Below are 13786 nucleotides of genomic sequence, written 5' to 3'. Positions count from 1 at the left end.
GGGTGTTCGAATGCGCACCCCGCCCCTTTTTTTTGAAAAGGAGTTGGGTGTGTCTGATTATCAGAATGACAGCGAGATAGCGCGTGAGGCCCTGGCGGCGTTCCTGCTCGTGCGGGAGCACGCGGGGATGATGGCGGTGCCCCCGGTGGCGGGCGGTGGGCAGGAGGCAGCGCCCTGGCGCCATCCCGGGGTGTGTCAGGCCACGGACGCCTACACCAGCTGGGTGGCGCTGGCCCAGGTGGCTCGGGCCGATGTGGTCGCGGCGTGGTGGTGGTGGGCGGACGTGGTGCGGCGCACCGCTCCCGGGGCGGTCACCGTGGTCGATGCCCTGTCGGGGGCGCGCGTGCCCGGGGATGGGTGGACTCATCCCGAGGGCGACCCTGCGGCCCAGGCCGATCACGAGCGGGCGCGCCGGTACCTGTATGCCCTGGGGCTGCTGGCTCAGGAGACAGGGGCGTGGGAGAGCGTGAGCCCCACGGGTGATCGGGCTCCGGGGCTGGGTGGGGAGGAGATGGACGATCTGCGATCAGCCCTGAGCATGGAGTTCGGGCGCGCTGCTGAGGACCTGAGTGTGGTGTTTTTGTCGCACCTGGTCGCGCAGGTCTCCGAGGAGGTACGGGACCATGCCCAGGCGTGGTCGTGGAGTGAGGTGCGCGACGTGGTGTGTGCCGAGGCCGCGCGGCTGCTGGGCGTGGAGGAGGAGCCTGCGGACGGGGACCGTGCGGCCCAGGTGGTGGCCGCTCACGCCAGCTGGCTGGCCCAGCGGTAGCCCCCGCGCGGAATCGGGCCCCGAGCATCCTCGGGGCCCGATTCCTGTGTTCGGGGCCGATGCCAGCATTGGCTGACCTGGGGAAATGTCCTCTGCGTGGGGTGTCCTGGGGGTGACAGTGCACTCACCTCCCCCACGCCTGGTGTTGCGATGTGGAACAGTCGTGGTGCGACATGGAACACCACTCTCTGTGAGGAGCACACCGCCATGCCCATGCCCACCGTCCTGCGGCGCCTGCGCGCCGCCTGGGCCGCCCTGACCGGCCCCGCCCCCGCTCTCCCCGCCCCGACCCCCGCGCTGCCGCTGCTGGACACCGACGCAGCGATGGTGGCCACCCTGGCCCAGGCCGCGTCCCGGGCCGAGAACCTCCCCCTGTCCGGGGAGGGGGAGCAGGTCACCGTGACCGCCCTGACCGGGTCGGGGGCGCTGCTGGTGCGCTGCCACCGCGAGTGGTCGCGGACCGCGCCCCTGCTCACCCGTAGGCGGGTGGCCGGTGCCCTGCGCGGCGCCGCCCTGGTGGTCCAGGAGGTGGCCGACGATCCCCAGTGCCTGCGTGTGGTGGGGCGTGACCCCCACGCCCCTCTCACCCTGGACCAGGTGCGGGAGCTGCAATCGCACCTGCTGGAGCGTCAGATAGCGCTGGAGATGCCGGTGGTGCGGGAGGTGTCCCGTGGATGAGGGCGTTCCCAGGTCCCCATGGGAGAGCACTCCGGTACTGCCCGTGCCCCAGGGGGTGGCCATGGGCCCCGCCCTGACGCGGGTGGCACGCGGGGCCGAGGAGGCCATCACCCGGTACGAGGCCGCGCTGGTGGCGACGCGCGATGCCTACGGACTCTCCTGGCGCGGGATCGGCGAGCTGGTGGGGAGCACCCACACGCGGGTACGCCGCACGGTCCAGCGCCAGCGCAGGGCCCTGTCTGATCGGGGGGTGTGGATGGACGCCCGGGGGGAGCACACCGCCGCCCCCGAGGTGGCTCGCGCCATCACCGCCTACCGTGAGGGCGACCCCGGCCACGCCGGACGCATGTGGGTAGAGGTCCACGACGCCCACACCCTGGCCGCGCACTGGGCCCCGCGCCCCTCGGCCGCGCCCGATGTCACCGATCTGATTCCCCTGGCCATGGGCGTGGTGGTCCCGCACACGGCGGGGCCTGCTCCTGCGACCGAGGAGGGCCAGGAGGAGGCGGGACGCCTGCCCCATCACCCGCACTATCTGAGCCACACCCCAGCACCGTGCCCCGGCGCGGAGACCGATCCGCAGTGCCATTTCGAGACCATCACCGAGGCCGAGTGGGAGGGTCTGGCGGCCGAGGATCGGCACGTGCTGGCCCATGAGCAGGAGGCCGCCTATGTCCAGTGGGAGGGCGCCCGCAGGCGCCGCGAGGCCGCGCGCCTGATCCGTGAGGTAGAGCCGCTGTGGGGTGCCTACGCCCAGGCCCATGAGGTGGCCCACCAGGCGTGGGCGCGCCTGCGTGCCGCCCCGGACGGGGAGTGGCGTGCGGCGGTGCTGGCGCTGACCGAGGCCCACCAGGGTCTGAGGGAGGCGGCGCGGCGCGTGGACCGTGCCAGCGCGCCGCTGGCACGGGCGCTACACGTGCCGACGACTACGGTCGCCTGGTCCCTGGTGGAGCGTGAGGTGCCGCTCCTGGGGCAGATGGGGGAGCGCGTGGGGGTGGACACCCGCAGCTGGGAGGTCGGGCACCCGGATGAGTACACGGACACCCGTCCGTGTCCGGCCGACTACGCCGCTGGGCGGCTGATCCAGGGGCACCTAGACGCGCTACGGCAGGTGGACACGATCAGGGGGGCCGGGCAGGGGTGAGGGTGTCGCTGGTCCCCGCCCCGGGTGGGGCGAGAGCCAGCGACAACGGATTGTCGCCAAATCAACCACTGACAACCAGTTGACATCAATGCATGACCATGACAAGCTGTTGTCAACAGCGAGGGAGCACGCTCCCCCTACCTCCCGGAGGACACATGCTGCACCGCATCCGCACCACCCTGGCCGCCTGGATCGCTCCCACCACCCCCGCTCCCGCCCCGGTCGCGGACGACGCGATGCCCCAGCGCTCCGCCTACGCCACCGACGACGCCTACGCCGCCGCCCTGGTCGCCTGGGCCCAGGCGGACCCGAACCGCACCCCCGCCCCCGTCACCGAGAACCGGACCGGCGACATCAGCGGCAACGGCCGGGTCGCCCAGGCCCGAGACATCGCGCACCTGAGCATGGACGCCCACCACCACGGCGACACCGTCACCAATTCCATCGGCGTCAATTACGGCAGCGCCATTCAGGGAGGCGACATCCACCACGGCGGAATCACGCTCAATGGCTCCGGAGGGACGATTTCCACCGGCTCCGGTGACGTCAACCAGAACTCGTCCATCGTCAACTACGGCGGGACCAACACGATCAGCGGCAACAACCTGGGCAGCGGAAACACCACGAACAACTACTACTAGGACACACATGGGGCCGCGCAAAATCACCGTCTACGAACAGGACGGTCGGGAAATCACGGTCACAACCGATGACCCCGAAGAAATCGAAAAATTGGAAAATCTGCCATTCACCAGTGAGCATTTCACCCGCGTGACCAGCACCCCGGTACCCGACCAGTAACACCCCTCGGGTGGGGCCCCAGGGCCCCACCCAACCCCGATCGGAGAACGCATGACACCCCACCCCACCCCCCACCAGACGTGGCACCAGCTGGTGAGCGCCTACACCCGCCTGCGGGAGGCCCTGCGCGGCACCGACCCCCACGAGGAACAGGCCGCACACACCGCCTACCACCACCTGCGCTCCCACACCCTGACCGATCTGGCCCACGCCGGGAGCCAGGACGCCGCCCGGACGCTGGCCGCCTGGACCGCCTACATCGACCATCTCGCCAGCGCCCAGCGGGCGGCCCCGTGGCTGGCCACGCTGGACCTGCGCCCCCCGCTCCCGCTCACCGTGCGCGTGGAGCCGACCCAGACCACCCCCGCCGCCCAGACCACCCCGGATGAGGAGCTGGCCCACACCCTGATCCTGCACACCCGCCAGGCGACCCTGACCCACCACATCACCACCCGCCAGGAGCGGCCCTACCGGACCCCGTGGGAGGTACCCACCTACATCCCCTCCAGCGCCTGGACCACCCTGCCCACCGAGATCGCCTGGGACCTGCCCACGTCCACCTCCTGGGACCAGGTCGCCGACCGAGCCCAGGAGCTGGCCCAGCGCCTCCTGGACCACCTCACCTCGGTCATCTCCCCCGACGGCTCCGAGGTACTGGACCTGACCCCCACCGCCGCCCACGCCGGAGACGACCTCACCGAGCTGCTGACCGGAGAGCGCCCCCCCTACTGCGACTGGGACTGGGAGCAGATGGTGTACGTGGACGTGCGCGACCACATCACCCCCGACCACCTGAGCGATCACATGCTCACCGCCCCCACCAGCCACCTGGCCTACGACGCAGGACAGATCGCCTCCCACATCCGTGGAGGCACCCACGACCCGGCCCCCCACCAGGCCCCGGGCATCACCGGATACCAGGGACAGGACCAGCACCAGTGCACCCAGATCCGCGTCGTCGGCATCGTCGGGTGGCTGCACGCGCTGGGACACCACCTGGCCCAGGACCCCCGCACCACCATCCCGGCCCGGGAGTGGTTCCAGGCCCACCCCCCCACCGACCCCACCACGGACGCCCCCCCGCAGCTCACCGCCGACACCACCGACACCCAGCTGGAGCGGCTGGCCACCCGCGCCGAGACCGACGCCGCCCGCTCCGGTCTCACCCTCGTAGGTGCCCACACCTGGCTGCTGGACCGCCGCACCCAGCTGCGCACCCACCTGCGCGCGGCCCTGCGCGCCACCGGCGCCGAGGTCGCCGAGCTGGAGCCCAGGCTCACCCAGGCCAAAGCGCGGCGCGCCTCCTACGTGCGCTCCATCCTCGGGTGGTCCGAGGGAGACTCCGACGCTGACCTGGGCCGCGCCGGGCGGATGACCCGCCAGGGGGTCAAGCGCCTGCGCGACCAGATCACCACCACCGACGCCGTAGAGGAGACCCTGTGACCACCCAGCAGAGCGTGGGCCACCCCGGAGTGGACCCGATCGTGCACCACCCCCACTACCGCAGCCACACCACCACCCCCACCGGCCAGGTGACGGAGTGGGAGTTCGCCGATTTCGACGGCACCGAGCCCGACCCCGGGCGCCTGAGCGACCACCCCCCCGTCGTGCTGGATGCGTGGATGGCCATTTTCGGTAGCGGCAGCACCGAGGACATCCGCGACGGCATGGACGGGTTCGTGTGGACCCACCAGATGTGGACCCAGGCCCAACGCCTGTGGGAGACCGCCCGGCGCCGCCGCGCCATCACCGCGCTGGCCACACTCATCGGACCGGCGGCGCGGGAGTACCGGCGCGCCTGGGAGGCCACCCACACCGCGTGGGGCCGCATCGAGCACGGGCCCGATGCCGGATACCGGGGGGCGGTCCTGCGTCTGCGCGCCACCCACGCCGATCTGGCGGCCGCCGCTCACGACCTGGACGAGGCCGCCGCCCGGGTGGTGCTGGCCGCCCGTGACGCCGTCCCCCGGACCCGGGCCGGAGACGACCGGCTCACCCCGGACGAGATCGCGACGGTGCTGCCCACGTCCACCCCCTGGGGGTGGTGGCCCCTGGGCACGGTCGAGGACTACCACCGCTACCCCGAGGACACCGCGCCCCGCCCCGCAGCGGCCCAGGCCGCGCGCATCGCGGCCGATCACCTGGCCCGCCTGGCGGACATGTGCGCCGCCCTGGGCCTGACCCCCGACGCCGGCATCCGCTGACCAGCACAAATGACGGTGGGGATCGGGATGACGCCCCGACCCCCACCAGCCCCCTCACCCGTCGACACACGGATACGGAAGGACGTCATCCATGATGACGCATGACACCCCCCACCCGGCCGCGACGTTCGCCGCCACGTTCGTCCTCTACTACATCGCGCACCTGATCGCGGACCACTGGTGCCAGCGCTCCGAGGACGCCGTAGGCAAACAGGCACCCGGGTGGGCTGGGGTACGGCACTGCCTGAGCCACACCGCCAGCGTGGTGCTCACCACAGCGGTGGTCCTGGGCGTGGGCATGGTGCTGCTGGGCCTGCGCGCCCCCGTGGACGTGGTGGCGGCCTCCCTGCTGGTGGTGGGTGTCTCCCACTACCTGGTGGACCGAGGCACCCCACTGCGCTGGCTGGCCCGCCTCACCGCCAATGAGGGCTACATGGACCGCGTCAGCGTGGTGCGCGCCCCTGACCAGGTCCCCGACACCACCGGTCCCGGCACCGGCGCGTTCCACCTGGACCAGTCATGGCACGTGGCCTGGGCGGGTGTGGGCGCCCTCATCATCGCGCTGGGCGCCGCCTAAACCCCCCACCCCCGAGGGGGCGGGCCCCGCCCCCTCACTACCTCTGAGGAGATCTGATGAGCATCACCCCCACCGGACAGACCGCGCGCACCCGCCTGGCCCAGACCGCCGCCCAGGCCGCCCCCGCCTGGGACACCTACACCCGCGCCCGCCACACGCTGGACACCCTCTGGGACCAGCTACTCACCGCAAAAACGGAGCAGTTCATGGCCCAGGCCCTGCGGCTGCTGGACCACCACGCCACCCTGCGCGCCGCAGCGACCGAATGGGACGCCCACGCCCGCGACCTGCGCGACCGTGAGCAACTGGCGCGGCGCGCCACCTCGACCGGCCCCGTGCCCACCCTGGCCACCGTGGCCCGCGTGGACACCACCGCCTGGATCTACCAGGTGAGCGGCCCTGACCGGGACCGGCCCACCGGCGCGCCGGTGGAGCGCATCATCACCACCCAGCGGGAGCGCCTGCGCGAACTGTCCGCCCTGACCGGACTGCCCGGACTGGCACCCCGCCCCTAACCCCCCCGGGGCCCGCCCCCCGAGGGGGCGGGCCCATCCTGACCACCTCGGAGGCACCCCGATGACCCCCACGCCCGCCGCACTCCTCGGAGTGCTCCTGTTCCTATCCGCCGTGACGCTCTGGGCCGCCGTGACACTACTGCGCGTACCCCATCAGGCCCGCGCCCGCGCCGAGCGCCGGGAGCGTGAGCGCGTCGCCGATGAGCAGGCCATGGAGCAGGTGGCGCGCACTGATCCGCACCTGGCGGCCGCTGTCCGCGCCAGCGAGGTGGGCGCGGGGTATGACCCCTCCATGATCTACCGGCGCACCTCCCACACCCCGTGGATCAGGCCCGGCGGACCCGCTGACCCGGCCCGGTGCCCTACCTGTGACACCACCGCAGGGCTGACGCTGGTGTGGGTAGAGGCCCGTGAGGAGGGAGCGCGGTTCGTCTGCCCGATGGACGCCCATGTGTGGTGCGACCCCGCCTGGGCCACGGAGGCCGCGCTGGCGTGGGTCACCGCCCAGCCGCTGCTCACCTCCTGGACCACCCACACCCCCCAGGAGGTACCGCCCGCCACGTGGGAGCTGATGGAGCGGATGCGCCGGGAGGCGGGGACCACCCCACCACCCTAGTCACGCACCGTAGGGGCGCTATCCACTCAGGGTGACGCCCCAGTTCGGTACCCTCACGGCATGGTCCCGTTCACCCGCCGCACGTCGGCGCCCGCAGACCCCCTCCACCAGCCCATCCCCCAGACATTCATGGACTCCCGGCACGACGCGGCCACTCGCGCCGCTGGCGGCCCCCCCGTACCCGAGGACGCGCTCACGCTGGCCGAGGTACGGGAGAGCGTGCGCTCTCCGCTGGCGTGTGCGATCGAGGCTCAGCGCACGCTGGCCGAGGTACGGGACCGGGCACTGTACGGCACCCCCGAGGGGCGCGACATGATCGCCTACGCCACGGCATGGGCGATCATGTCCTATCCCCAGGCATACCCGCCCCCGCACCCCACCGCCCCACCGCCCCCACAGCCGATCCGTGATCACCTGGATGCGCACCTGGCCCAGCGCCGGGGCGCGTACCCCGCCCCCGCCCCCGTTCCACCGCCCATCTAGTCCACCCCAACCCAACGCCTGTGGGGCGCCCCGAGATGGGGGCGCCCCACAGGCGTTGTCGCCTACCCCCCAGGGGTGCGCGGCAGGATGCGCACCTGGGCACGCACCGGGGCCGGGGCCGGGGGCGTGGGATTCGCGGCCTGCGGCCGATGCACGATCATGGACTGTCCCTCGGAGACCACGCGCTGACCCTGCGGCGCGCCCAGGAGCGCGGGTGCGGTGCTGGGCGCCCGGGTGGGCGGGGTGGCAGCGGCACCGCCGGAGCCGCCCGGCCCGCTGGAGGAGGGCAGAGCCGGGGCGGGCGCGGGCGGTGGGGTGGGCGGGGGTGTACTCCCTCCCCCTCCCGCGCTCCCGCCCGCAGGACCGGGCGGGAGCGCTTTGGAGCTGGGCGGGGAGGGGCGCGGAGGGGTCACGTCCTGCGCGGACCACCGCCCCCCACCACCACCACCGCTGGTCCCGCCTGCGGGCGGGGACGGTGGCGCCCACCCGCCACCGCTCCCACCCCAGGTGCCGCTGCGGCCCGGACGGGGCGCATACCCCCCGCCACCTCTGAGGTTGGGTACCGGCATGGGTGGCGCCTGATCGGGCGTTCGTTTTTTATCCCCGCGCAGGCGCGCCGCGTTTTTCTCTCCGAGCGTTTTTCCAATATGGCCACCGATGGGGCCGCCCAGGGCCGTGCCCGCGAGCTGGCCGACCAGGGGCGACGCTTTTTCTCGAATTTTCCTATCCACTTTGTACGCGGCGACTCCGGGAATGGCCATGGCGACGCGCCCTAGGGTTTTGTCGTTAGCGGATTTGTTCATGATACGGGCGAATGCCCCGCCGCCGATGCTCGCAAGGGCTGCGGCGATTTTTTTCCGGAATATGAATGCGGCCACATAGATCAGGAACATAAGTGCGATTTTGACGGACCAGTGCATGGTGGAGCCAGCGAGAACCCCATAAAGAGATAGGAAAATGGTCTGCACTAGTTGCACCATTAGCTGCATGACCAGGATTCCCACGAGCGCCTCAAAATACCGGTGTACTAATATTCGCCCGAAGCCTGGATGGATTCCGAAGAGGAGGACGACGGGCGAGGCGAGAAGGAGAAATAGGAACATGATTTTATGGACGATGACGGCGCCCGACACAATAAAAATCAGCAGGCCGCCGAGAACCGCCCCCACGGCCGCCGTTCCTGCCGCCTGTAGCCGGTGGGCCGTATCATGTCCTGACCAGGCGCCATATGATTCCGGGTAGAAATGATAAATCTGTTCGGTCACGGCCTGGTACTGCTGTGATTTTGACTCCAGGCTCCTGTCGTAGTACCGCCGGTAGATTTCTTCATCGCTCTCGTCCCCGCCTCGATCTGTGCGGATTTGCGCCAGGTCTGCGCGGGAGAATGCCGATGATCGAATGGCCTGGTCGGCATACAGGTGAGCGGCCTCATTCTCATTCTGTCCGCCTCCGAATACTGCCATAATCCAGGGCTGGCACAGCAGGGAATCGTAGATCATCGCCGAATTTGTCCATACGGGGTCCTCCCAGAGATGGCCGTCATTGAAATCTCTGTCATGTCCTCCGTCGCCGGTCGGGCCGTAGTGTTCCGGAGAGTTCGTGTCCTGGAATGGAATTCTACTCAGTCCATCCTGAGGGCACCGGTTCGCCTGGAACATTGTTTCCCCGACCGTTGCATTAATGGTCGCTGTGCCCATGTTGGTGGCATGTGACGCGAATCGCATAAAGGAAGCCGGGTCGCCCAGGACCCAAAACCCCAGGGCGGTGGCGAGCACCATCCAAACAGCGCTCTCCACCGTCAGAATGAGCTGTTTTTTGATGAGTCCCCAGTAGCCGAGAGAGATCGCCCCGAGAATCGTGATGGTAGGTAGAAGCGGCCGCCAGATGCCATCACGCAAAAGGATGATGAATTTTGCTACGATACCCGTGAGCCAGCCGAGGATGCTATCCGAGGCCGATATCTGATAGACGAAAATTGTGATATCTGTGATGATTTTCGTGGCGGACCACAGTCCCGATGAGATAGCATTCTCAGGTCGGAGACCCTTGGGGTCTACACACGACTCGGTGATGACATGCAGCTGCAAACCCGCAGTGCCATAATTCGCATATCCGATCGCACTACCATGCGTTTCGGACCGATCCACCTCAGTGCGCTGTGGCGCCTCGATAAAGGCGGACAGTCCAGATGTGGCGTTCTCAGGAGTAGGCGCTGGCGATCCCTCACACACCCCAAATGGATTCGCCGTTGCCGCTGACGGCACCACCGCGATGGCACCCGCCAGGACCAGCGCAGCCATTCCGCGTCTGACCCACCGGCCTGCACGGCCAGACCGCATACACTCTCACCTGCCCAAACTCTAGAAATAGAACCGATTATGCCCCATGCACATCTACAGTGACATCATGACCATAGACACAGCCCAGGCCGCGAACATCGCGGCCACCCTCACCCCCGGAGGACCCAACACCGAGGGGCTGGCAGATTTCCTCCGAGGATTCTTCGGACCCCTCTTCCTGGTGATCGTCTCAATCGTGGCGATATTCTTTCTCTTCACCCGAGAGATCACCAGATTCATGCAATTCATGATTTTGGCCATCTTTATCGGAATCGTATTCTACGTGCCATCGATCATCGAAATGATTTCCGTGGCACTGGCCCGAGCTATGGGAGTGAGCACATGACCACCCACACCCCCACCTCCCACCCACCCGCCCTATGGCGCTGGCCTACGTCCATGCACCATCTGGGCATCGACGAGAACCCGGACATGACGGGGGTGCGCTACCTGGTCAGCGCCGCCCGCGACGAATGCCCCGACTGCGTCCACCACTGGGCCTCACAGGTCGCCGCCGACACCGAAAACCGCATCGCGATACTCCACCTGGCCGCAGGCGCCTACACCGCCGCCACCACCCGCTGCGGATGGACCTGGGAGGACCTCACCACCCCAGAGGGAGACAGCGTCCTCGGGTACGCCTCGCAATTTTTTTTGTACTCCGTCACCAAAGGGTGGTGGGCCGATGCCGTCACGGCCACGCACGCCCTGAGCCCGCTAGAGGCATGGCAGGTACTCAGTGACGCGCTCTACCTGGCCACCCTGCCCGCCAGCACCCCCGCCCTGGTATGACAGCGGCCGCCCCACCACACCCCGGGGCGGCCCCACGAGCCATCACACCCCGACCACATTACGACACAGAGCGTGATGTACTGAGGGCCCACCCAGATACCCCGGAGAGCCCATGCCCACACCCGTGCCACTACCCCCCGCCATCGCACATACCGGCCCCGCGCTCCACACCGAGAGCACACACGAACTCACCGACCTGTGGGCCGCCCACCCCACCCACCCACTGCGCGCCTACCTCACCACCGCCCGCACCCACCCCCTCCTAGCACGCTGGTGGGCCCCCGCCCCCGCACCCGCCCGCACCCAGGCACTGACACTGTGTGCCTCGGCGGTCGCGACCGCCGAGGCACACGACGGACGCGTCCGCGCTGACGAGCTGCTGGCCTACCTGGGGCCCCAGGACCACGCGGCCAGGGTGGCCCGGGAGCTGCTGGCCTCGGCCCGCAGCGGACACGCCCACCCCTGGGACATCCACCTCCTGGGCGCGGCCGAGGCCATGCAGTCCTACGCCATCCTGTGGACCGCCCACCCCACCTACGCCCACACCCCCAGGTAGCGGTGAAGGGGCACCACCCACACGGGTGGTGCCCCTTCACCGCTACCTGATGCCTCTGCGTTCCTCAGGAGCTGGCAGCGCGCTCCATTCGCTCCTGGTGCTCCAGCTCCTCGCTGACCATCCGCACCACCGCGCTGGGCTCCACCCCGAAGTGGTCAGCGACCTCAAAAAGGTTTTCCAGTGACCAAGAGCGGCTGTTGGTCATTTTTCGGGACAGGGTCGGTTGTTTCTCGCCCAGGGCGTGCGCCAGCTCGGTCACGGTGGTACGCCCGCCACCGGGTAGGCGGGTGCGCTCCATGAGCACACGCACGGTCGCGCTCATGGCGCGCTGGTGGGGACTATCAGCAGAAGACATAGCCGCAGCATACCATTTCGTCATATCCATGCTGGGATCGAGGCATGTCATCGGTGACTGCGCGCAGTATCCCCGTAGGACAGTCACCCACCCGGTACCGTCAGGGCATGACCGATCCGAGATTGTCCGTCGCGCTGGTCAACCAAAAGGCGGGCGTAGGAAAAACGACCTCCGGGGTGCTCCTGGCGCTGGCACTCCACCACCAGGGACACGAGGTACTACTGGGAGATGCCGACCCCGGAGAATCCGCCCTGACCTGGGCAGAGCGCGTAAACATGCCGTTCGACACGGTAGGTCTACCCCGCACCAACACCGGCACGCGATTGGGCTCCTACTGCACACCCGACATGGTCGCGGTAGTGGACACACCCCAGGCCGAGACCCATGGACGCACCGTCCGCAGCCTCCTGCGCGTAGTCGATGAGGCCATCATCTGCGTATCCCCCTCAGTCATCGAGGTAGAGCGCACATCCGGAATGGCCACCCACCTGGCCGAGGTAGCCGAGCACCGAGACACACCCCTACGCGTCTCCGTACTCCTCAACCGCGTAATCGCGCACACGATCTCAGCGCGAGAGGTACGCGCCGCGCTCACCGATGAGGGGTACCACGTGCTCACCACGGAAATCCCCATGGCGCAGCGGTACGTCAAGGTCTACGGACAGATGCCCACGGATGATGTCCTGGGGCCCATCCGAGACGTGAGCGCCGAAATCCTCGACCGGGCAGGCATCCAGTGAGCCAGAACGAAAAGAATCAGTGGCGGTCCGCAGCCTCCTCACGGGCCACCCTCAAGCCCACCCCAGACGCCGCACCGAAAAAGACGGGAAGGGTGCTGCGCGACGGCGAGAAAAAAATCCGGACGACATTCGACCTCGACCCACCGGACTACCTCCGCCTCCGATCCGTCGTCACCAAGGTGGCCACGACTGCGAGCCGCCCCACCCTGCACGCGTCCGACATGTGGCGCGCGATCATCGCCGAAGTCGATGAGGATGAGGAGCTGGTGGAGAGGCTGGCCGAGCGGCTGCGTGAGATGGACTGACCCACCGCACCGGCCTACCAGTAGGCTGGTCACCGACCAGTGCCCACTGGTCTACCCGGCCCCTCGGCCCCCGAGGGGCCGTTTTTTGTGGAGTCGCTGGTGGTGGGGGGTGAATCCGCGGTAAGCCCCCGCCCGCGCCCCGCCCGGTGCCCGCGCCGCTCCTCGGGCACCTCCTGGGCCACCTCCTGGTGGTGATCGGCCGTGGGCCGGTGTCCACCGCCCCGCAGTCGCACCGTCATACCGTCGTGCAGTCACGTCCTGGGCCGCGCCCCCGCCCGGCGCCCGCGCCCCGGGGGAGGTCTGGCGGCCCGTCGCCCTGGCCCTCCTGGCCCAGGTTCCTCGGGCACCTCCTGGCCGTGCCTCCTGGGTCGTAGGGCCGCCAGCCGCAGCTGGCGGCCCTACCTCTGGGTGTCCGCTCCTCCTGGCCGCAGACCCCCGGCCCCGCGCTCGGTCCACCTCCTGGCCCAGCCGCAGCTGGCCGTACCTCCTGGGCCGCAGGCCCGTGCGCGGTCCGGGTGCCCTGCCCACCTCCTGGCCGTGGTCCTGGTGCCGTTGTGCAGTCATACCGTCGTGCAGTCATGTGTTCTCGCTGGTCAGGGGATGCCGGCGAAGGGCCCAGGGCGCCTCTCGTGGTACCCCCGAGGGGGGTCATCGCCAGCTGTGGCTGGCGCCCGCGCCCGGTGTTCCTCGGCCCCCGGGGCGCGCTCCTGGTGGTGATCGGCCGTGGGTCGGTGTCTACCTCCCGCAGTCGTGCAGTCGTGCCGTTGTGCAGGCACCCCCCGCGCTCGGGTTCCTCCTGGTGGTGGTCCTGGGCCGCAGGCCCCGGTTCAGCCAGCTGCGGCTGGCACCCGCCCGGGTTCCTCGGCTCCGGGGGGCGTGGTCCTGGTGGTGCTCCTCGGCCGCAGGCCGGAG

General features: G+C 69.4%; 17 protein-coding genes. 15 read left to right on the top strand and 2 right to left on the bottom strand.

The features are described 5' to 3' along the window. The first annotated feature begins 49 nt into the window (after positions 1 to 49). The 10 genes from ACFYL4_RS26970 to ACFYL4_RS26925 all read left to right on the top strand — a co-directional run bounded on the left by ACFYL4_RS26970 (position 50) and on the right by ACFYL4_RS26925 (position 7787). Positions 50 to 769 (top strand): hypothetical protein, encoded by a 720-nt coding sequence (locus ACFYL4_RS26970; protein ID WP_387522131.1) that lies wholly within the window; start codon positions 50 to 52, stop codon positions 767 to 769. A 207-nt stretch (positions 770 to 976) separates the two neighbouring features. Next, complete coding sequence (locus tag ACFYL4_RS26965; RefSeq protein WP_387522129.1) at positions 977 to 1447, top strand: hypothetical protein; 471 nt, start codon at positions 977 to 979, stop codon at positions 1445 to 1447. Next, entirely contained in the window at positions 1440 to 2591 is a 1152-nt protein-coding gene (locus tag ACFYL4_RS26960) for a hypothetical protein (protein ID WP_387522128.1), read from the top strand. Before ACFYL4_RS26965 ends, ACFYL4_RS26960 begins: the two co-directional genes overlap by 8 nt. Positions 2592 to 2746: 155 nt before the next feature. Next, positions 2747 to 3232, top strand: coding sequence for a hypothetical protein (locus tag ACFYL4_RS26955; RefSeq protein WP_387522126.1), 486 nt, complete (start codon positions 2747 to 2749; stop codon positions 3230 to 3232). Positions 3233 to 3443: 211 nt separating this feature from the next. Continuing rightward, positions 3444 to 4835 (top strand): hypothetical protein, encoded by a 1392-nt coding sequence (locus ACFYL4_RS26950; protein ID WP_387522124.1) that lies wholly within the window; start codon positions 3444 to 3446, stop codon positions 4833 to 4835. After that, entirely contained in the window at positions 4832 to 5596 is a 765-nt protein-coding gene (locus ACFYL4_RS26945; RefSeq protein ID WP_387522122.1) for a hypothetical protein, read from the top strand. Before ACFYL4_RS26950 ends, ACFYL4_RS26945 begins: the two co-directional genes overlap by 4 nt. A gap of 91 nt (positions 5597 to 5687) precedes the next feature. Continuing rightward, on the top strand, positions 5688 to 6173 hold the full coding sequence (locus ACFYL4_RS26940) for a DUF3307 domain-containing protein (protein ID WP_387522120.1): 486 nt from the start codon (positions 5688 to 5690) through the stop codon (positions 6171 to 6173). 56 nt (positions 6174 to 6229) lie between these two features. Next, positions 6230 to 6688: a hypothetical protein gene (locus tag ACFYL4_RS26935; RefSeq protein ID WP_387522118.1), complete on the top strand. Its 459-nt coding sequence runs from the start codon at positions 6230 to 6232 to the stop codon at positions 6686 to 6688. A gap of 61 nt (positions 6689 to 6749) precedes the next feature. Then, positions 6750 to 7304: a hypothetical protein gene (locus ACFYL4_RS26930; protein WP_387522116.1), complete on the top strand. Its 555-nt coding sequence runs from the start codon at positions 6750 to 6752 to the stop codon at positions 7302 to 7304. A gap of 60 nt (positions 7305 to 7364) precedes the next feature. Then, complete coding sequence (locus ACFYL4_RS26925; protein ID WP_387522114.1) at positions 7365 to 7787, top strand: hypothetical protein; 423 nt, start codon at positions 7365 to 7367, stop codon at positions 7785 to 7787. Positions 7788 to 7849: 62 nt separating this feature from the next. Here the strand turns inward: ACFYL4_RS26925 and ACFYL4_RS26920 are convergent, their stop codons facing one another. After that, positions 7850 to 9874, bottom strand: coding sequence for a hypothetical protein (locus tag ACFYL4_RS26920; RefSeq protein WP_387522113.1), 2025 nt, complete (start codon positions 9872 to 9874; stop codon positions 7850 to 7852). 319 nt (positions 9875 to 10193) lie between these two features. Between ACFYL4_RS26920 and ACFYL4_RS26915 the strand changes: the two genes are divergently transcribed. The 3 genes from ACFYL4_RS26915 (at position 10194) to ACFYL4_RS26905 (ending at position 11474) form a co-directional block, all read left to right on the top strand. Continuing rightward, positions 10194 to 10472, top strand: coding sequence for a hypothetical protein (locus ACFYL4_RS26915; protein ID WP_387522111.1), 279 nt, complete (start codon positions 10194 to 10196; stop codon positions 10470 to 10472). Between the two features lie 53 nt (positions 10473 to 10525). After that, positions 10526 to 10918 carry a hypothetical protein gene (locus ACFYL4_RS26910; RefSeq protein ID WP_387522109.1) on the top strand — a complete coding sequence of 131 codons (393 nt, stop codon included), beginning with the start codon at positions 10526 to 10528 and terminating at the stop codon, positions 10916 to 10918. Positions 10919 to 11030: 112 nt separating this feature from the next. Beyond that, a complete protein-coding gene (locus ACFYL4_RS26905) occupies positions 11031 to 11474 on the top strand; it encodes a hypothetical protein (protein ID WP_387522107.1) in 444 nt (147 codons plus the stop codon). A 64-nt stretch (positions 11475 to 11538) separates the two neighbouring features. Here the strand turns inward: ACFYL4_RS26905 and ACFYL4_RS26900 are convergent, their stop codons facing one another. Continuing rightward, on the bottom strand, positions 11539 to 11829 hold the full coding sequence (locus ACFYL4_RS26900; protein WP_387522105.1) for a helix-turn-helix domain-containing protein: 291 nt from the start codon (positions 11827 to 11829) through the stop codon (positions 11539 to 11541). A 107-nt stretch (positions 11830 to 11936) separates the two neighbouring features. Between ACFYL4_RS26900 and ACFYL4_RS26895 the strand changes: the two genes are divergently transcribed. Continuing rightward, positions 11937 to 12569 (top strand): AAA family ATPase, encoded by a 633-nt coding sequence (locus tag ACFYL4_RS26895; protein ID WP_387522103.1) that lies wholly within the window; start codon positions 11937 to 11939, stop codon positions 12567 to 12569. Beyond that, entirely contained in the window at positions 12566 to 12874 is a 309-nt protein-coding gene (locus tag ACFYL4_RS26890; protein WP_387522101.1) for a hypothetical protein, read from the top strand. The genes ACFYL4_RS26895 and ACFYL4_RS26890 overlap by 4 nt, the downstream gene beginning before the upstream one ends. The last annotated feature ends 912 nt before the right edge of the window (positions 12875 to 13786 follow it).

The organism is Nocardiopsis sp. NPDC006938 (genome assembly GCF_042869555.1).
Lineage (GTDB): Bacteria > Actinomycetota > Actinomycetes > Streptosporangiales > Streptosporangiaceae > Nocardiopsis.
This window is presented reverse-complemented; position numbering and strand designations above follow the sequence as displayed.